We start from the raw sequence: 18,778 nt of genomic DNA, 5'->3' as shown, positions 1-18,778 counted from the left end.
TCAGGCAACCGCTACCTGAAAGTGCTTCTCAATAATCCCCTTGATGTCGTCGTGGCACCCACCACATCCGGTCCCCGCACGAGTGGCCCCGGAGACCTCGGCAACCGTGCCGCACCCGTCGGAGGCCGCGGCGGCGATGGCCGTCCCGCTGACCCCCGCGCAGCGGCACACCGTGCGCCCGGGGTCGGCGGCGCCGGCGGCGGCCGCCTGGTCCGGGCCGTCCAGGCGCAGCAGCAGGGACCGGTCCGCGGGGAGCTCGGCGCCGCGTTCAAACAATTGCACGAGCTCCGCCGCGGTGCGGGGCATGCCCACGGCCACGAGGCCTTCGAGAACTCCGGCGCGGGTGGTCATCTTCACGTAGCGGCCGTGCTCGGGATCGGCCCACTGGGCAATCTGCAGCCGGGGCCGGCCGTTCCCCGCCCCGGCGGTCAACAATTCCTCGTCCCACGGCTCCGTGGCGTTGTCCCCGGCGACGGCCATGTTCAGGCCGCGGGCCTTGAGTACGATCACGCCCGGCAGTTCCGCCGGAAGCGCCGGCAACGCCCCGGCCTCGACCTCGGCGCCGGACGCCAGCAGGGTCAGGTATTCGGCGAGCCATTCGGCCTGCCGCCAGCCCGGACCCACCAGCCCGGACGGGCCGCGTGCCGTCCGGCAGTCCACGCACTCCGGGTCCGGGCAGCGGACCTCGGCGCAGTCGCCGATCGCAAAGATGTGCGGTTCGTGGTGCGCCCGGAGCTTGTGGTCCACCAGGATGCCTGCCGCCGTCGAAAGCCCGCAGCCCTCGGCAAGTTCGGTCCGCGGCCGGACGCCGCAGGAGAGGACCAGCAGCTCGCCGTCGATCGCGGAGCCGTCATCGAGCAGCAGGGCGGAGAAGCCGCCGTCGGGCCCGTTGTGTTCGACGCCGGTGGAGCGGGCGTTGCCGGCCACCCGCACGCCGCAGTTCCGCAACGAAGCCGCGAGCACCGCGCCGCCGCCGCGGTCGATGCTGCGGCCCAGCGGGTGCGGGCCATTGTGCACGACGGTTACCGTGGCGCCTTCCTCGGCCGCGGCGAGGGCCGTCTCCAGGCCCAGCACGCCGCCGCCCAGCACCACCACGCGCTTGCCCCCGGCCACCGCCTCCCGGAGTCCCGCGGCGTCGCGCAGGTCCCGGAGCGCGGTCACGCCCAAGGGGAGCACGGGCGTGGCCGGGTCCGGGTTGAGCCCGGTGAGGTTGGGGATCACCGGCCGGGATCCGGTGGCGAAGACCAGCCTGTCATAGCCGGGGGAGGTGCCGTCGCCGAGGATCAGCTGCTGCCGGGCACGGTCCACCCGGCGGACCCGGACGCCGAGCCGGACGTCGACGCCGTCGGCAATCAGCGCGGCGGCGTCCGCCAGCGCCAGGGCCGGCGCCGTGGTCCGGCCGACCCCGAGGTCCGCCACGAGCACACGGTTGTACGCGGCCTCGGACTCTTCACCGATCACCGTCAGGTGCGCCAGCCCGCTGCGCACGGCCGGCAGCAGCTCGTCGACCAGCCGCGCGGCCACCGGTCCGAAGCCCACAACAACAATGCGCTCAGTCATGACGCACCTTCCTTTTGCAGTTCATCGTCGCGGAGATTGGCGGCGGCGGGACGGATCCAGACCTTGCTGGTCTTGAACTCCGGCATTCCGGATATCGGGTCCGTGGCTGCCTCGGTGAGGCGGTTGGCGCTCTCCAGTTCCGGGAAGTGGAACGGCAGGAACACCGTCTCGGGCCGGATGTCCGTGCTCAGCGCGGCGCGGCAGGAAACCTCGCCGCGCGCGTTGGAAATCGAGATGACGTCGCCCTCGGCGATGCCCTGCGCGGCGGCGGCCGCCGGGTGGATCTGCAGCCGGGCCTCCGGCTGCGCGGCCATGAGCGCGGCCACCCGGCGGGTCTGCGCGCCGGACTGGTAGTGCTCCATCAGCCGTCCGGTGATGAGGGTCATCGGCGTGCCGGCGCGGTCTGCGGACGCAGGGCCGGCGGAAGCCGAAGAAACAGCACGACGGCGCGGCGCCACCGGAGTGAACACGGCCCGCCCGCCGGCGTGGGCAAACGCGTCCAGGAACAGCCGCGGCGTGCCGGTGCTGCCCGCGGGATAGGGCCAGTAGGCCGCCTCGCCGCGGTCCAGCATGGCGTAGTCGATCCCGGAGTAGTCGGCGAGGCCGCCGGAGGACGCGATCCGGAGTTCTTCGAACACGGTTTCCGGGTCCTCGCTGAACGTCGACGGCGCGTCCAGGGCCTGGGCGAGCCGGGTCATGATCCACAGCTCGCTGCGCACCCCGGGCGGGGGAGCGAGGGCCCGGCGGCGGCGGAGCACCCGGCCCTCGAGGTTGGTCAGGGTGCCTTCCTCCTCGGCCCACTGGGTGACCGGCAGGATCAGGTCCGCCTCGGCCGCGGTCTCGGACAGGAAGAAGTCGCAGACCACCAGGAAGTCCAGGCTGCGCAGGCCCTCGATCACGGCATTCGCGTCCGGCGCGGAGACCGCCACGTTGGCGCCGTGCACGAAGAGGCAGCGGACGCCGTCGGGCTTTCCCAGGGATTGCAGCAGTTCGACGGCGGGGACGCCGGGTCCGGGGATCAGTGCCTCCGGGACGCCCCAGACTTTGGCCATGTGCGCGCGGGCGGCGGGGTCGGTGATCTTGCGGTAGCCCGGGAGCTGGTCCGCCTTCTGGCCGTGTTCACGCCCGCCCTGGCCGTTGCCCTGGCCCGTCAGCGTGCCGTAGCCGCTGCGCGCGGAACCGGGCAGGCCCAGCAGCAGGGCGAGGTTGATGGCGGCGGTCGCGGTGTCCGTGCCGTCCACATGCTGTTCCACGCCGCGGCCGGTGAGAATATAGCTGCCGCCCTGGCGGGCGCCGTCGGCCAGCCGCCGGGCGGTATCCCGGATCAGCCCGGCGGGAACCCCGGTGAGGGACTGGACACGCTCGGGCCAGTAGGGGGCGACGCTGCGGACCAGGGCCGCGTAGCCGGTGGTGCGCGATGCGATGTACTCCGTGTCCGCCAGGCCCTCGTGGATGACCACGTGGGCGAGGCCCAGCAGGAGGGCGAGGTCGGTGCCGGGCAGCGGCTGCAGGTGCAGGCCGCCGCCGTCGGTCGTGTTCGCCGCGGTGGCGGAGCGGCGGGGGTCCACCACAATCAGGCCGCCGGCGTCGCGCGCACCCTGGAGGTGCTGCACGAACGGCGGCATGGTCTCGGCGACGTTGGAGCCGAGCATCAGGATGGTGCTGGCGGCGTCGAGGTCCTCCAGCGGGAACGGCAGGCCCCGGTCCAGGCCGAAGGCGCGCATCCCTGCCGCGGCAGCCGAGGACATGCAGAACCGGCCGTTGTAGTCGATCCGCGAGGTGCCCAGGGCCAGCCGGGCAAACTTGCCCAGCTGGTAGGCCTTCTCATTGGTGAGCCCGCCCCCGCCGAACACGCCGACGGCGTCGACCCCGTACCGGGCCCGGGTTTCCTTTACCGCGGCGGTGATCAGCATCAGGGCCTCATCCCAGCTGACCGGGCGGTGGACGCCGTCGGAGCCCTTGAGCAGCGGTTCCGTGACGCGGCCGGGGTGGTTCAGCAGCGACGCCGAGGTCCAGCCCTTGCGGCACAGGCCGCCGCGGTTGGTGGTGAAGTCGCGGCCGGACACGGCGAGGGGCGCGTCCGGGAGGGAGGCGTCCCTGGTGGCCTGCACAGGTTCGGACCCCGGCTGCGGAGCCGGGGTCAGAACCGCTGGTGACGTCAGCGTCATGGCGCACTGCAGGGCGCAGTAGGGGCAGTGCGTGTCGGCGCTGTTGGTCATGTCAGACGTGTCCATTTCCGTTGCGGTTGGCTGGCCGGATGTAGCAGGCCCAGCAGACGGCCAGCATCAGGACATACGCCCCGACGAAGCCGTAGAACGCCGGGGTGTACGTGCCGCTGGCGGTGTTGGAGGCGTTCAGGACCTGCGGGATCACGAAGCCGCCGTATGCGCCGATGGCCGAGATCAGGCCGAGCGCCGAGGACGCGAGCCGCTGGGTGGCTACCGGGCTGGCGCCGGAGCGGGCCGCCCGGCTGGAGGTGGCGAAGATGACCGGGATCATCCGGTACGTGGCACCGTTCCCGAAGCCGCTGGCGGTGAAGAGGAGCAGGAAGAGGACCAGGAAGAGCCAGAAGTTCTTCAGCGGCAGGGTCCAGATCATGGTCAGTGTGATGGCGGCCATCGCGGCGAAGGCGGCCACGGTCATGCGTGCCCCGCCCATCCGGTCCGCCAGGCGGCCGCCGTAGGGGCGGGCCAGCGATCCGACCAGCGGGCCGAGGAAGGCCAGTGACAGGGCCACGGTGCCGACTCCGATCGAGGAGAACGCCGGGAAGTAGTCCTTGATGAGCTTGGGAAAGACGCCGGCGAAGCCGATGAAGGAGCCGAAGGTGCCGATGTACAGCAGCGCCATGATCCACAGGTGGGGTTCCTTGAGCGCGGCCAGCGAGCCCGCGACGTCACCCTTGGCGCTGGTGAGGTTGTTCATGTACTTCCATGCACCGAATGCGGCAAGCAGGATGAGCGGGACCCACATCAGCCCTGCCATCGGCAGGTTCACCGAACCGGCGGCCAGCAGGGTGATGACGATGGGAACGGCCAGCTGGGCGACGGCGGCACCGAGGTTGCCGCCCGCGGCGTTGAGGCCCAGCGCCCAGCCCTTTTCCCGTGCGGGGTAGAAGAAGGTGATGTTCGCCATCGAGCTGGCGAAGTTGCCGCCACCAAAGCCGGCCAGGCCCGCCACCAACAGCATGATGCCGAACGGCGTGCCCGGGTTGGAGACGCACAGCGCGAGCCCGATGGACGGGATCAGCAGAAGCAGGGCGGAGACGATGGTCCAGTTGCGGCCGCCGAAGCGGGGGACCATGAAGGTGTAGGGGATCCGGAGGGTGGCGCCGACCAGGCTCGGCATGGAGATCAGCCAGAAGATCTCCGAGGTGGAGAACTTGAAACCGGCGCCGGGGAGCTGGACCACCACGATCGACCACAGCTGCCAGACGACGAAGCCCAGGAACTCCGCGAAGATGGACCAGTTCAGGTTGCGCCGGGCGATGGAGCGGCCGGTGGATTCCCACTGCTCCTTGTTCTCGGCGTCCCAATTGGCGATCCAGCGGCCGGGACGGTGCTCGAGGACGGGTGCGTCAAGGGTCAGGGCATCGGCGGCACGGGTGTCGCGGACATCGGCGGTGCGTTCAGCAGTCACGGGGGAGGCCTCCTTGGAATGTAGTCCTTCCAAGCTAGGGTTGCGGCGTTTCCGGGACCGTCGCCGTTTGTTAACGTGCTGTGACGTTTGCCTATCGGCGCCAATATGGCGGTGTGAGGATCGGAGGGAGGCGCAGTGTGACGACCAACACGTGAGACGAACGGGAATGTCCAGATAATGGAACGTTTGTCCATTGAGTGGACGTCGGGAACTAATATGTAAGCATACGTATCCTTATCCGGGCGGCCCGGGCAACGGGCTTTTGGGGAATATCCGTCCGGTCCTCATGAAAGCGCTACTACATGTCATCCACTGCAACCTCCGCGGAGCATGGGTCCGCCAAAAAGGTGAACTCGCGCGGCCGCGTGATCGTCGCCAGCCTGATCGGCACCACCGTCGAGTTCTATGACTTCTACGTGTATGCCACCGCCGCTGTGCTGGTCTTTCCGAAGCTGTTCTTCCCGGGGCAGAATGAAACCACCCAGCTGCTGAGCTCTTTCGCAGTCTTCGGCGTCGCATTCGTCGCCCGTCCGCTCGGCTCCATCGTCTTCGGCCACTTCGGTGACAAGTTCGGCCGCAAGGGCACGCTCGTGGCCTCCCTGCTGACCATGGGAATCGCCACCTTCCTGATCGGCTGCCTCCCGACGGCGCTCGTCCCGGGCTGGACCTTCTGGGCTCCGGCGCTGCTCGTCGTGATGCGCTTTGCCCAGGGACTCGCCCTCGGCGGCGAATGGAGCGGCGCGGCCCTGCTCGCCACTGAGAATGCCCCGGCGAACAAGCGAGCCGTCTACGGCACGTTCCCGCAGCTCGGTGCGCCGATCGGCTTCATCATCGCCAACGTGATCTTCCTGGTCTTCAGCTACACCCTGACGCCGGAGGCCTTCATGGATTGGGGCTGGCGCGTGCCGTTCCTCGTCAGCGCCGTCATGGTGATCATCGGCCTCTACGTCCGCCTCAAGCTGATCGAAACGCCCGCCTTCACGAAGGTCCTCGAATCCAACGAGGTCGCCAAGCTGCCGGTGGCACGGGTCTTCAAGACCAGCTGGCGTCCGCTCATCCTGGGCACGTTCATCATGCTGGCCACGTACGTGCTCTTCTACCTGATGACCACGTTCACGCTGACCTACGGCACCAAGCCCACGCTGGCCGGCGCGCAGGCAGCAGCCGTCAAGGCGGGCAAGCCGATGACGGACGCAGCAGCTGCTGCCTTCGTCCCGGGCCTGGGTTACACCCGCAACGACTTCCTCTGGATGCTCATTGCCGGCGTCGTCTTCTTCGGGATCTTCACCCTGGTGTCCGGCCCACTGGCGGAGAAGTTTGGCCGCCGCAAGATGCTCCTCACCGTGACCGCCGGCATCTTCGTCTTCGGTCTGCTGTTCGTCCCGCTGTTCGGCGGCGGCTTCGTGGGCACCATGTCCCTGCTGATCCTCGGATTCTCCCTGATGGGCCTGACCTTCGGACCCATGGGCGCAATCCTGCCGGAGCTGTTCCCCACCAACGTCCGGTACACCGGCTCCGCCATCAGCTACAACGTGTCCAGCATCCTGGGCGCAGCCGTGGCCCCGTTCATCGCCGTGTGGCTCTGGGAACTGGCCAAGGGCAGCCCGGTACTCGTGGGCCTCTATCTGACCGTCATGTCCGTGCTGACCCTGATCGCCCTGTTCCTGAGCAAGGAAACCAAGGATCTCGACTACGAGAACAACATGGTCTGACGTTCCGTCCCGGTTTCAACCGGAAATGCCCGGTGTGTCCGCTGAACACGCCGGGCATTTCCGTGTCCGGAGGAAAGCAACCGGGCGGGAAGGCGGAATCGGGCTCTGGCGGGCCGGCCTCGTCCAGCACTAGGATCCTTCGTAGTGGCACCGCTTCCATCGAGGATGGGATCCAATGGTCAGGAAATCCGGAACCGCCCAGCAACCGCCCGCAACTGAAAACCAAAGTGAAGGCGGAGCCCAGGCCGACGTTCTGTGGGAGTATTACCGGCGCATGTCGCTCATCCGCAACTTCGAGCTTCGCGCCGAGGAGATGTACAAGAAAGCGAAGATCGGCGGCTACTGCCACCTGAACCTGGGTGAGGAAGCGACAGTCGTGGGCCTCATGGCCGCCCTCCGAAAGACCGACTACCTCTACGCGAACTACCGCGTCCACGGCTACGCGCTCATGCGGGGACTGGACCCCGGGCGCGTCATGGCAGAACTCTTCGGCAAGGCCGACGGCGTCTCCGGCGGATGGGGCGGATCCATGCACCTGTTCGACGTCGGCGCGAGGCTTATGGGGGGCTACGGGATCGTGGGCGGACAGATTCCCCCTGCCACCGGCGCCGCCTACGCGCTTGCCTACCGCCAGGAGCCGGGGCCGGACGCCGAAGCCGTGATGTGCCTCCTCGGGGACGGGACGACGGCCATCGGCGCCTTCCACGAGTCCCTGAACATCGCGGCACTGTGGAAACTTCCGATCGTCTACGTCATCATCGACAACGGCCTGGGCATGGGTACCACGGTGGAGCATTCCTCCGCTGAACCACTGCTCTACAAACGGGGGTCCGCCTACCGGATGCCGAGCCAACGCGTGGACGGCAATGACCCTGTCGCCGTCCGGAAGGCTGCCGAGGAAGCACTCCGGCTGGCCAGGGAAGAACGGCAGCCCTACCTGCTGGAGACAATCAGCTACCGGCTCAAGGGGCACTCCGTCGTCGACCCGGCCCGCTACCGGACCAAAGCTGAAGTCGCGGAACTCAAAGTCCATGATCCATTGCCCGCGTTCAGGGTCCAGCTGCTTCAGGAGGGCATCATGGCGGAGGACCAGGCCAAGGCAATCGAAGCCGAGGCCGAAGAGATAGTCGACGCGGCGGTTGCCTTCGCGGACGCCGCTCCCTTCCCCCAACTTTCCGGGCTGTTCGGCAACGCCTACGCCACGAAGGTGCCGAACGCGCCGCACCAACTCCCGGGCGACCCCGTCATCACCCTCTAGCCAGCCGCACCAGGACAAGGAGCCCACGTGGCCGAGATCAGCTACCGGCAGGCACTGCACGATACCTTGCGGTCCGAGATGCAACGGGATGAGAACGTCTTCCTTATCGGCGAGGAGATCGGAATCTTCGAAGGATCCTACAAAATCACCGCCGGGCTGCTCGCGGAATTTGGCCCGATGCGGGTCCGGGACACCCCCATCGCCGAGGAAGGCTTCGCCGGCGTTGCTATCGGCGCAGCCATGCTGGGCCTCCGGCCGGTCGTGGAATTCATGACGATCAACTTCAGCCTGCTGGCGCTGGACCAGATCGTGAACCATGCGGCCAAGATCCACGCAATGTTCGGCGGCCAGTCATCCATCCCGATGGTCATCCGGACCCCCGGCGGCGGCGGCCAGCAGCTGGCCGCCACACACTCCCAGAACCTTGAGGTCTGGTACGCCCATGTGCCGGGCCTCAAGGTCGTGGCACCCTCCAACCCCGCGGACGCCAAGTCACTGCTCACCGCGGCCATCCGTGACGACGACCCGGTGCTGGTGCTGGAGAACCTGAGCCTATACAACACCAAGGGGGAAGTACCCGACGGCGAGCAGCTTGCCGAGATCGGCACCGCCGCGGTGCCCCGTGAGGGGAACGACCTCACCGTAATCACCTATTCGCGCGGCGTCAGGATTGCCCTGGAGGTCGCCGCTGAATTCGCCAAGGACGGGGTGTCCATCGAGGTTGTCGACCTGCGCAGCCTGCGCCCGCTGGACCGGAGGACCTTCTGCGAGTCGGTGCGGAAGACCAGCCGCGCCGTCGTGCTGGAAGACGACTGGCTCAGCTACGGGATCGGGGCCGAAGTGGCCGCGTCGGTGCAGGAAGGCGCCTTTGACTATCTGGACGCACCGGTGCGCCGGGTGGCCGCCGCTGAGATACCGCTGCCGTATTCCAAGCCCCTCGAACTGGCCTCGCTGCCGGACGGCGCTGCCTTATCAAAGGTCATCCGCGAGGTCCTCGATGCCACACGGTTCGGCCGATAGGAGATCGCCATGACGGATGTGATGATGCCGAGATTGTCCGACACCATGGAGGAAGGCGTGGTCAGCCGTTGGCTGATGAAGGTGGGGGACCGGGTCCACAAGGGAGACGTCCTGGCCGAGATCGACACCGACAAGACCACCATGGACCTGGAGGCCTACGAGGAGGGGGTCCTCGAGCAGCTCCTGGTTCCCGAAGGCGAGACGGTCAAGATCGGCCTTCGGATCGCCGTCATCGGCGACGGTTCCGGCACGGCGGCACCGGCGGCGGAGCCAGGCACAGCACCGGCTGCTGAGCCACGCCCGTCCCCGGCTGAGGCGCCGGGCAGCCTCGCACCGCCGGCACCTGCCGGCCCTCCGCCGGTACCCGGCGCGGGGGTGCCGCGGAGCGGGCCGGAGAGTGAACCGCCCGAACGGGTGCTGCGCTCCCCGCTGGCCCGTCGGATCGCCCGCGAGCATCACCTTGACCTTGCCGCGATCAAGGGCACGGGCCCCGGCGGGCGAATCGTCCGCGCAGACGTCGAGGATGCCGTCCACGCCGCAGAAGGAACCGAAGGGCACCCGGCGGAGCAACCACCGTCAGGGGCACCAGCGGCTGCCGCCGCATCGGCCCCGGCGGCGGTCACGGCTCCTGCGACGGCTCCCATGCCGGCGGGCGGGACCGACGTCGAGCTGCCGCTGAACGCGAATCAGCGGATCACCGCCGAGCGGTTGTCAGAAAGTGCTGCGGTGCCCACCTTCTGCCTGACCGCCGTCGTGGATGCGGACCGGCTGCTCGCCTTCCGGGCGGAGATCAACCAGCGGCTCGCCGGCGCCGGCGTCAAGTTAAGCGTGACGGACCTGCTGGTCCGGGCCTCCGCCGTGGCGCTGCGGCTCCATCCCGAGGTCAACTCATCCTGGGGCGGCAACAAGATCATCAGGCGGGGCGGCGTCCATGTGGGCATCGCCGTCGCCCTCGAAACCGGGCTCATTGTTCCGGTGATCCGGGACGCGGACCGCAAATCGGTGGGGCAGATCGCTGCCGAGGCCAAGGAACTTGCGACCCGCGCCCGCGAAGGAAAACTCGCCCCGGCGGAGTTCAAGGGCGGCACGTTCACCATCAGCAATCTGGGAATGTTCGGCATCGACAACTTCACGGCCATCATCAACCCGCCCGAGGCCGCGATCCTGGCCGTGGGATCCGCCGTGCAGGAGGCGGTGGTGCGGGACGGCCAGCTCGGCACCCGCTCCGCCATCAAGCTCACGATGACCGTGGACCACCGGGTGCTCAATGGGGCTTCCGGGGCGGCGTTCCTGCGGGACCTCACCTCGATCCTGGAGGAGCCGCTGCGGATCGTGGTCTAGCGGCGCCGTTCAGGCCGCGTAGCGCTCCACGAAGTTGCGCAGGATTGCCATCGGCTCGGTCGCGCTGAATCCTCGGGCGCTGGCCATCAGCTCCTCCGCGGACTCGGGCGGGAAATAGCCGGCGTGGCGGTAGATATCGATCCGCGTGATGAGCCCGTCGGCGTCGAGCTCCGGGTGGAACTGGGTGGCATAGAGGTTGGTGCGGATCCGGAACATCTGAACCGGGCAGGCGGCGGAGCTTGCCAGCAGCACGGCGTGCGGCGGCAGGACAGTGCACGCCTCCTTGTGGCCGGCGAACGCGATGAACTGCTCCGGCATCCCTTTCAGCAGGGGATCCTGCAGCCCCTCCGGCGTCAGGGAGATCATCACCGCGCCCAGGCCTTCGCCGTAGGTCCTGTCGATCACAGCGCCCTGGTGCAGGCCCAGCGTCCCGACCCCGTAGCAGGCGCCCAGGAAGGGGAAGTCCCCGGGCACGATCCGGTCCAGCAGCGCCGCGAGCTCCCGCTCAACCCGGTGCTGCGTCGCGCTCTTGTGTTCGTCGGGATCGCTGGAGGTGAAGGGGCTGCCGCCCACGATCACTCCGGAATACTTCGTGAGGTCCAGCTCCGGGAGCGGGGCGGCTTCCATCCGGATGCGGTGCAGCTGCTCCGGCTCAAGCCCCGTGTAGCGCAGGTAGGCGCCGTATTCGTCCTCGGCGGCGGCGTCTTCTGCGCGCGAGGCGAGGAGCAGGAATGGCTTCACATCCCAAGTCTGCATGGGCCGGGCACCGGGCGCCAGAGGCGCGCCCGGCCCGGCAGCAATGCGATGCCTACTCTGCTGCGGCATCCTCGATCAGGGCGATGATGGCGCCGGCGGAGACGGTCTCGCCGGCAGAGGCTGACAGGCTGATCACGATTCCGGAACGGTGTGCGGTCAACGGCTGTTCCATTTTCATCGCCTCGAGCACGACGATGAGGTCGCCCTCGGTGACGACCGCGCCCTCGTCCACGGCCACCTTCACGATGGTGCCCTGCATGGGGGAGGTCAGGGCGTTGCCGCTGGCGGCAACCACCGCGCCGCCGGTGCGGGAGCGCTTCTTGGCCTTGGCGGGCTTGGCGCCGCCCGGACCGCCGAGGGAACCGAGCGACGCCGGCAGGACCACTTCAAGGCGTTTGCCGCCGACCTCGACGACGACGCGCTGGCGTTCGCCGGCGTCGGCCGCTTCGACATCGGTTCCGGTGGGTGTCCAGGCGGGGATGTCGTTGACGAAGGCCGTCTCGATCCAGCGGGTGTGCACCTTGAACGGGCCTTCGGCGGGAGCGAAGTCGGGGTTGGTGACGACGGCGAGATCGAACGGGATGACGGTGGGGATGCCTTCGACCACCATCTCCTGGAGGGCCCGGCGGGCGCGCTGGAGGGCCTGCGGGCGGGTGGCGCCGGTAACGATCAGTTTAGAGAGCATCGAGTCGAAGTTGCCGCTGATGACGTCACCCTGCTCCACGCCGGAGTCGATGCGGACGCCGGGGCCGGTGGGGTTCAACAGCCGGGTGATGGTCCCCGGGGCAGGCATGAAGTTCCGCCCCGGGTCCTCGCCGGTGATGCGGAATTCGATGGAGTGGCCGCGGACCTCGGGGTCCCCGTAACCGAGCTCCTCGCCGCGGGCCAGCCGGAACTGTTCACGGACCAGGTCGATCCCGGTGACTTCCTCGGAGACGCAGTGCTCCACCTGGAGGCGGGTGTTGACCTCGAGGAAGGAGATGGTGCCATCCTGGCCCACGAGGAATTCGCAGGTGCCCGCGCCGAGGTAGCCGGCTTCCTTGAGGATGGCCTTGGAGGAATCGTAGAGGCGGCGGTTCTGCTCTTCGGTGAGAAACGGGGCCGGGGCTTCCTCGACGAGCTTCTGGTTGCGGCGCTGCAGCGAGCAGTCACGGGTGGAGACCACCACGACGTTGCCATAGGCGTCGGCGAGGCATTGGGTCTCGACATGGCGCGGGGCGTCGAGGAAGCGTTCGATGAAGCACTCGCCGCGGCCGAAGGCTGCGGTGGCCTCACGCACGGCCGATTCGAAGAGTTCGGGGATTTCCTCGCGGGTACGGGCCACCTTGATGCCGCGGCCACCGCCGCCGAACGCTGCCTTGATGGCCACGGGCAGGCCGAACTTGTCCACGAACTCGAGGATTTCCTCGGCGGACTCCACCGGGTCCGCCGTGCCGGGAACCTGCGGGGCGCCCACCTTCTCGGCGATGTGGCGGGCCTGGACCTTGTCGCCCAGGGCGGCGATCGCCGCGGGGGAGGGGCCGATCCAGGTGATGCCGGCCTCGATCACCTTGGCGGCGAATTCGGCGTTCTCGGCCAGGAAGCCGTAGCCCGGGTGGATCGCGTCCGCGCCGGACCGGTGGGCCACCTCGATCAGCTTGTCCATCACGAGGTAGGACTCGGCGGCGGTGTTGCCCCCGAGCGCGTACGCCTCGTCGGCGAGCTTGACGTGCAGTGCGTCGCGGTCCGGGTCCGCATAGACGGCCACGGCGGTGATGCCCTCATCGCGGGCGGCGCGGATGATGCGCACGGCGATTTCGCCGCGGTTGGCGATCAACACCTTGCTCAGCCGGTGGGTGCCACCTGCTGCTGAGGGTGCGGGGTTTGCGGACTGCTCCGAAATTGCTGACAAGGCGTCTCCTTCTTTCCTTCAGGGAGCCTAGCGCGGTTTTGTGGGTTCCGCCGATATTCCTTGCGGATTCCGCGCGTAAAGCGCCCAGCCTTTGTAGGGATGCTACAAAGAGCCGCGAAATCGTTCACTCAGCACGGACGTCCGCCGGATCCACGGCCCCGCCGCCCCACAGTTCTGTGATGCCCACCTTGGCCTGGCCGAGCAGCCCGCGGAGGGTGGAAATGGACAGCCCGACGACGGTGTGGGGGTCGCCGTCGACCTTGCGGATGAAGGCCCCGCCGTAGCCGTCGATCGTGAAGGAGCCGGCGCACTGGAGCGGCTCTTCGGTGGCGATGTAGGCGTCGATTTCCGCCTCGCTCATCTCCATGAAGTGCACCTCGGCGGAGGCCACGGAGCCCAGCGTCGCCCCGGAGCCGGGCGCGCTGTCGCTGTCGGTGTCCCGGCAGTCCACGAGCCAGTGGCCCGTGTACAGCACGCCCATGCTGCCGCTCATCCGCAGCATCCGCTCCTTGGCGACCTCGGCCGTGTACGGCTTGCCGTGCGCCTCGCCGTCGAACTCGAAGACCGAATCGCAGCCGATCACCAGGGCGCCCTCCGCCTCGGGCAGCGAGGCGACGGCCTCGGCCTTGGCCCGGGCCAGCAGCAGGGCGGTGTCGTGCGGGTCGGTCACGCCGTAGCGGGCCTGGACCGCGTCCTCGTCGACATCGGAGACGAGGACCTCGTGGACGATGCCGGCGTGGGTCAGCAGTTTCGTGCGGGCGGGGGACTGGGAGGCAAGAATGAGGCGGGTCACCGCTCCAGCCTAGTTCACCGCGGCAGAGCAACGCAGGGTCACGTACGGCCCATCCGGCACGGGATTATGGGCGCGAAGTGACCCCGCTTTGCTTTAGCGGGCGGGGATCCGCGAACCGGCACGGGCCGGGGCGAAAGACTCTGGACACGCGTTTTTGCCCGTGGTGGGGTTGAACCGGGACCCCCATTAGAGAATCGAGCAGCCCATGGCCGGATGGCTTGGAGCAGGCGTTGGCACGGTAGGCGCCGGAACGTATTTTGGTTGGGATGGTTTCACGATCCAGTCGGGAAACCTGATTGTGATCGTGGTGATGGTCATCCTGTTCGTCCTGGCACTCGTCCTCCCGTTCCCCGGCGGGAAGGGGCGGAAATGACCGGCCAGGCCACACCGGCGCACGGGTTGCCGGTGGAGGACAGCGACGCGCACACGTGGACCGGCAGGGCCCGCAAGTGGATGCTCGGGAAGCTTCCGCCGGACAAGCTCCTGCCCGAGGACCAGCCAAGCTATGTCATGTCCTGGGCTTATGTCTTCGGGATGGGGGCCATCGCCTCGCTGCTGTGGATCATCATTTCCGGGGTCGTGCTGGGATTGAACGGTCCCCAGTGGTATCACGTGTCTTCGCTGGGCAGCTTCGTCAACAGCACCCATCTGTGGAGCGTGGAATTGTTCTTCATCTTCATGGTGGTGCACCTCTGGCTGAAGTTCTGGATGGCGGCCTGGCGCGGTGGCCGGGTCCTGACCTGGATCACCGGGATGCTCTCGTTCGTCGTCTCCATCGTGGCGGCCTTCACCGGGTATCTGCTTCAGACGAACTTCGATTCCCAGTGGATTGCCTTCGAAGCCAAGGACGCGCTGAACGCCGTCGGAGTCGGTGCCTGGTTCAACGTGGCCAACCTCGGACAGATCTTCGTATGGCACATCACCCTGTTGCCCCTGGCCGTGGGCGCCGTAGTCGTCCTGCACGTCCTGCTGGTCCGGGTCCACGGGGTGGCACCCCCGTTGGAGGCAGCCGAGGGCGATGCCCAGTTGTTGCACGCTGGCCCGGACTCCACCGAACCCAAGGACGTAGTGCGATGACCAGGAAGAACAGCAGCACCTCCTGGCGGAAGGCAGACAACGTTGCCAGCCGGCCCTGGGCGGGCAGCGTCCGCGAGTACGACCTCCTCAAGGAATTGACCATCGGCGTTGTGGTGGTCGGACTGCTGGTGCTCGGCATATCGGCCTTCTTCGGCTCGCCTGATGAACCCAGCGTCAGCCTCAAGGGCTGGGCAACTGCCGCCCCCTCGGATTTCGTGGCCACCGCCGCAAAGGAACTTGGTGGGACCAGCGATACCGCAGGGTACGGGCCGCCATATAACTCGACTCCGGACGCCTCGCAGAAGATCGGTCCCGTCGACCTCCAAAGTCTCTCCGGTGTCCGCCTTCCGGTAGATACGGCCAATGACCTCGTCATTGCCCCGCTTGAGACGCTGCCGTCGCCCCCGGCCGCCATCGCCGATTGGACGGCAGCGACGGATCAGCAACGGGCCGACTGGACAGCCGCCTATTCCGATGCCCTCTCGGCTGCCCCGGACAACGACCCGGCCAAAGTGGCTGACGGCGACTACGGCCCGGTTCCGGCGCTGACCGGCGCGTTGTTGGAGATGGCGCGGCAGGGCAATCTTGATGGCGTGCTGAAAGTCGGTGGAAACTTCTACAACATGGACTACACGCGCAGCCTCCTGTTTCTGGGAGACGGCAGCTATTTCCCGGATCTGGCGGCCAGCCAGCACCTCACCGGCGACCAGTGGGGCGTGATGAACGAGACCGGCGACACGCCCGGGCAGTCCTGGCTGTGGCTCTTCTCGCTCCTGTACCAGGTGGAACCGTTCAAGTCCTCGCCGAATGCCGATGCCCTGGTCGTCGTGACGATGCTCGTGCTGACCGCGTTGCTGACACTGCTCCCGTTTATCCCCGGTCTAAGGTCGCTGCCGCGGAAGATACCGCTTCATCGCCTGATCTGGAGAGACTACTACCGGAACCGGTGAAGCAGCCGGCGTCGTAATCCAACGCGGGGTCACTTGCCGCCCATTCCAGCCTCTGGGATGGGCGGATAGTGACCCCGCGTTGCTGTATCGGGGCGGCGGCGCATTACCGTCGCACCCCGCTCTGTCACCCGGCGCGCCAGCCACGCCGCCACCGAGCGGCATGTCAGTTTCGCCCGGAGCCCGACACGGCGGCCTGATCAGCGGGCGGCCCATTGACACTCAGCCGGCAAGCCGTGACGGTCAGTGCGCGGCGACCTCTTGAGGCTCCCCTTCGGAAGAAGCCGCCGCGGCAGCTGCCGGCTTGCGCAGCTTCGCGCCTTCAACGTCCACGTCCGGCAGGATGCGGTCCAGCCAGCGGGGGAGCCACCAGGCCTTCCCGCCAAGCAGGTACATCACCGCCGGGACGATCGTCATGCGGACCACGAAGGCGTCCACCAGCACGCCGAAGGCCATCGCGAAGCCCATCGGCCGGACCATGTTCAAGTGCGAGAAGATGAAGCCCGAGAACACGCTGACCATGATGATCGCGGCGGCGGCGACGACGGCGGCGGCGTGGCTGAAGCCGGAGCGGACGGCGTGCCTGGCGGAGTCTCCGTGCATGTACGCCTCACGCATGCCGGAGGCGATGAACACCTGATAGTCCATGGCCAGGCCGAACAGCACGCCGATCAGGATGATGGGCAGGAAGCTCAGCACGGCGCCCGGGTTGGCGACGTCGAATACGGTTCCCAGCCAGCCCCACTGGTAGACGGCGACGACGGCGCCGAAGGCGGCGGCGAGGGAGAGCAGGAAACCGCCGGTGGCCAGCAGCGGCACCACGATGGAGCGGAACACGAGCAGCAGCAGGATCAGCGAGAGTCCCATGACGATGGCCAGATAGGGCGGCAGGGCGTCGCCGAGCCTGGTGGAGACGTCCACGTTGCCGGCGGTCTGGCCGGTGAGGCCGATGCTGACCCCGGTGGTGTCCCTGATGTCCGCCTTCCTGCCGCGCAGCTCGGAGACCACCTTGACGGTGCTGGCGCTGGCCGGGCCCTCCCGGGGGACCACTTGGAACACCGCGGTGCGGCGGTCCTCGCTCAGGGCCACCGGCACGGCAGCGGTCACGTTGTCCACGCCCCGCAGGATGTCCGCGACGTCGAGCTGCTTGGCCTGCGCCTCGGCCTCGCTCAACCCGGCGGGGAAGTCGCCCACGACGACGATCGGGCCGGTCATGCCTTCGCCGAAGCTGCGCCCGGTGACGTCGTAGGCCTTGAACGCCTGCGACTCGACGGGTTCGGAGCCGCCGTCGGGCAGGGCAAGCCGGAGCTGGCTGGCCGGCAGCGCCACGACGCCGAGCAGCACGACGCCGGCGATCAGGGCGAGGACCGGATGCCGGGTGACGAGTCCGCCCCAGCCGCGGCTGCTGCGGCGTTCGTCCTTAGCCCGGTCCTGGGTCTCGTGTCCCGGCGCGGCGTTGTGCTTCTCCGCCTTCGCCCAGGCGCGCCGGGAGATCAGTCTCCGGCCGATGAGCGAGAGCAGGGCCGGGGTCAGGGTCAGGGCGACGACGACGGCGACCGCCACCGTTCCCGCGGCGGACAGGCCCATCACGGCCAGGAATGGCAGCCCGGGGACGACAAGGGCGGCGAGGGCAATGATGACGGTCAGGCCGGCGAAGAGCACCGCGTTGCCGGAGGTGCCGGTGGCCAGGGCCACGGATTCTTCGGCGTCCATTCCTGCGAGCAGCTGGCCGCGGTGGCGGTTGACGATGAACAGGGAGTAGTCGATGCCTACGGCGAGGCCGAGCATCAGTGCCAGCATGGGCGAGATCGAGCTCATGTCGACGGCGCCGGTGAGGGCGAAGGTGCCGCCGACTCCGACACCGACGCCGACGAGGGCCATCAGCAGCGGGAGTCCGGCGGCGATCAGGGTGCCCAGCATCAGGATCAGGACCAGGGCCGCGATGGCGATGCCGAGGATCTCGGAGATGCCGAACAGCTCCGAGACGTCCTCGGTGATTTCCTTGCTGGCGAGGGCGGTGACGCCGGCGGAGGAGACTTCCTGGGCGATGTCCTGGACCTGCTGGCGGACCGCGGGGGTCAGGGCGTTGATCGAGGTCCTGAACTGGACCTGGGCGATGGCGGCCGTGCCGTCCTCGGAGACAAACCGCATCCCCTGGGAGGCGGCGAGCTGGCGCTTGCCGAGCGCGAGTTTGGCGTTGCCGGCCTCGAGTTCCTGGCTGCCGGCGTCGAGCTTTGCCTGGCCTGCCGTGAGGGCAGCCTTCTGCGCGCCCAGCTGTGCCTCGATGGCGGCGGCGGGCAGTCCGGCCGCGGTCATCTGCTGCTCGGCGGCGGCGAGCTTGGCTTTGCCGGCGGCGAGTTCAGCGGTGGACGCGTCCAGCTGGGCCCTGCCGGCGGCGGCCTGCTGTTCCCCGGCGGCGATGTCCGCGGCGGCCTTGTCCAGCTGCGCCTGCGTGGCGAACGGGTCAACCGTCCCCTGGACGTCGGGCAGTGTCTTGAGCCTGGTCAGCGCGGCACTGACGGCGTCCTTGCCGGCCTGGCTGAACTGGCCGTTCTTGGCCTCGAACACGATGCCGGCCGAGCCGCCCGAGGACTTGGGCAGCTCCTGCTTGAGCTTGTCAGCCATCTGCTGCGTCTCGGTGCCAGGGATCTGGAAGTTGTTGGACATTGTGCCGTGGAAAGCGGCTGCGGCGCCGCCGACGGCGAGGATGACGGCCAGCCAGAGGGAGATGACCAGCCAGCGGTGGCGGTAGGAGAACTTGCCGAGGCGATAGAGCAAAAGGGCCAT

14 protein-coding genes are annotated in these 18,778 nt (G+C 68.3%); 7 read left to right on the top strand and 7 right to left on the bottom strand.

The features are described from left to right. From E5206_RS17025 to E5206_RS17015, 3 genes are read right to left on the bottom strand one after another with little or no spacing between them, the layout of a single operon-like run. Nucleotides 1-1,560: an FAD-dependent oxidoreductase gene (locus E5206_RS17025; protein ID WP_136323520.1), complete on the bottom strand. Its 1,560-nt coding sequence runs from the start codon at nucleotides 1,558-1,560 to the stop codon at nucleotides 1-3. Then, entirely contained in the window at nucleotides 1,557-3,779 is a 2,223-nt protein-coding gene (locus E5206_RS17020) for a molybdopterin oxidoreductase family protein (protein WP_136323519.1), read from the bottom strand. The genes E5206_RS17025 and E5206_RS17020 overlap by 4 nt, the downstream gene beginning before the upstream one ends. 1 nt (nucleotide 3,780) lies before the next feature. Beyond that, complete coding sequence (locus E5206_RS17015; protein ID WP_136324194.1) at nucleotides 3,781-5,145, bottom strand: MFS transporter; 1,365 nt, start codon at nucleotides 5,143-5,145, stop codon at nucleotides 3,781-3,783. 353 nt (nucleotides 5,146-5,498) lie between these two features. On the opposite strand from E5206_RS17015, the gene E5206_RS17010 reads away from it, so the two are divergent. The 4 genes from E5206_RS17010 (at nucleotide 5,499) to E5206_RS16995 (ending at nucleotide 10,527) form a co-directional block, all read left to right on the top strand. Then, on the top strand, nucleotides 5,499-6,908 hold the full coding sequence (locus E5206_RS17010) for an MFS transporter (protein WP_136323518.1): 1,410 nt from the start codon (nucleotides 5,499-5,501) through the stop codon (nucleotides 6,906-6,908). 175 nt (nucleotides 6,909-7,083) lie between these two features. After that, nucleotides 7,084-8,166 (top strand): pyruvate dehydrogenase (acetyl-transferring) E1 component subunit alpha, encoded by a 1,083-nt coding sequence (pdhA, locus tag E5206_RS17005; protein ID WP_136323517.1) that lies wholly within the window; start codon nucleotides 7,084-7,086, stop codon nucleotides 8,164-8,166. Between the two features lie 27 nt (nucleotides 8,167-8,193). Continuing rightward, complete coding sequence (locus tag E5206_RS17000; protein WP_136323516.1) at nucleotides 8,194-9,186, top strand: alpha-ketoacid dehydrogenase subunit beta; 993 nt, start codon at nucleotides 8,194-8,196, stop codon at nucleotides 9,184-9,186. Nucleotides 9,187-9,195: 9 nt separating this feature from the next. Further along, nucleotides 9,196-10,527 (top strand): dihydrolipoamide acetyltransferase family protein, encoded by a 1,332-nt coding sequence (locus E5206_RS16995; RefSeq protein WP_168709375.1) that lies wholly within the window; start codon nucleotides 9,196-9,198, stop codon nucleotides 10,525-10,527. 9 nt (nucleotides 10,528-10,536) lie between these two features. Here the strand turns inward: E5206_RS16995 and E5206_RS16990 are convergent, their stop codons facing one another. The 3 genes from E5206_RS16990 to E5206_RS16980 all read right to left on the bottom strand — a co-directional run bounded on the left by E5206_RS16990 (nucleotide 10,537) and on the right by E5206_RS16980 (nucleotide 13,967). Continuing rightward, a complete protein-coding gene (locus tag E5206_RS16990; RefSeq protein WP_136323515.1) occupies nucleotides 10,537-11,268 on the bottom strand; it encodes a glutamine amidotransferase in 732 nt (243 codons plus the stop codon). Nucleotides 11,269-11,335: 67 nt separating this feature from the next. Next, a complete protein-coding gene (locus tag E5206_RS16985; RefSeq protein ID WP_240690204.1) occupies nucleotides 11,336-13,165 on the bottom strand; it encodes a biotin carboxylase N-terminal domain-containing protein in 1,830 nt (609 codons plus the stop codon). Nucleotides 13,166-13,298: 133 nt separating this feature from the next. Next, nucleotides 13,299-13,967 (bottom strand): nucleoside triphosphate pyrophosphatase, encoded by a 669-nt coding sequence (locus tag E5206_RS16980; protein ID WP_136323514.1) that lies wholly within the window; start codon nucleotides 13,965-13,967, stop codon nucleotides 13,299-13,301. Nucleotides 13,968-14,172: 205 nt separating this feature from the next. Here E5206_RS16980 and E5206_RS19375 point away from each other — a divergent pair, with 205 nt between their 5' ends. Genes E5206_RS19375 through E5206_RS16970 form a run of 3 tightly spaced genes read left to right on the top strand, consistent with a single transcriptional unit; the run spans nucleotide 14,173 to nucleotide 15,994 of the window. After that, nucleotides 14,173-14,340, top strand: a complete 168-nt coding sequence (locus E5206_RS19375; protein ID WP_168709374.1) for a hypothetical protein — start codon at nucleotides 14,173-14,175, stop codon at nucleotides 14,338-14,340. After that, nucleotides 14,337-15,044, top strand: coding sequence for a cytochrome b N-terminal domain-containing protein (locus E5206_RS16975; protein ID WP_136323513.1), 708 nt, complete (start codon nucleotides 14,337-14,339; stop codon nucleotides 15,042-15,044). The genes E5206_RS19375 and E5206_RS16975 overlap by 4 nt, the downstream gene beginning before the upstream one ends. Beyond that, nucleotides 15,041-15,994, top strand: a complete 954-nt coding sequence (locus E5206_RS16970) for a hypothetical protein (RefSeq protein ID WP_205759955.1) — start codon at nucleotides 15,041-15,043, stop codon at nucleotides 15,992-15,994. Before E5206_RS16975 ends, E5206_RS16970 begins: the two co-directional genes overlap by 4 nt. A gap of 240 nt (nucleotides 15,995-16,234) precedes the next feature. On the opposite strand, the gene E5206_RS16965 is transcribed toward E5206_RS16970, so the two are convergent. Beyond that, nucleotides 16,235-18,778: an MMPL family transporter gene (locus E5206_RS16965; protein WP_136323512.1), complete on the bottom strand. Its 2,544-nt coding sequence runs from the start codon at nucleotides 18,776-18,778 to the stop codon at nucleotides 16,235-16,237.

The organism is Arthrobacter sp. PAMC25564 (assembly GCF_004798705.1).
Lineage (GTDB): Bacteria > Actinomycetota > Actinomycetes > Actinomycetales > Micrococcaceae > Arthrobacter.
Note: the sequence above shows the minus strand (reverse complement) of the source record. Positions and strands in the feature narration are given on the sequence as shown.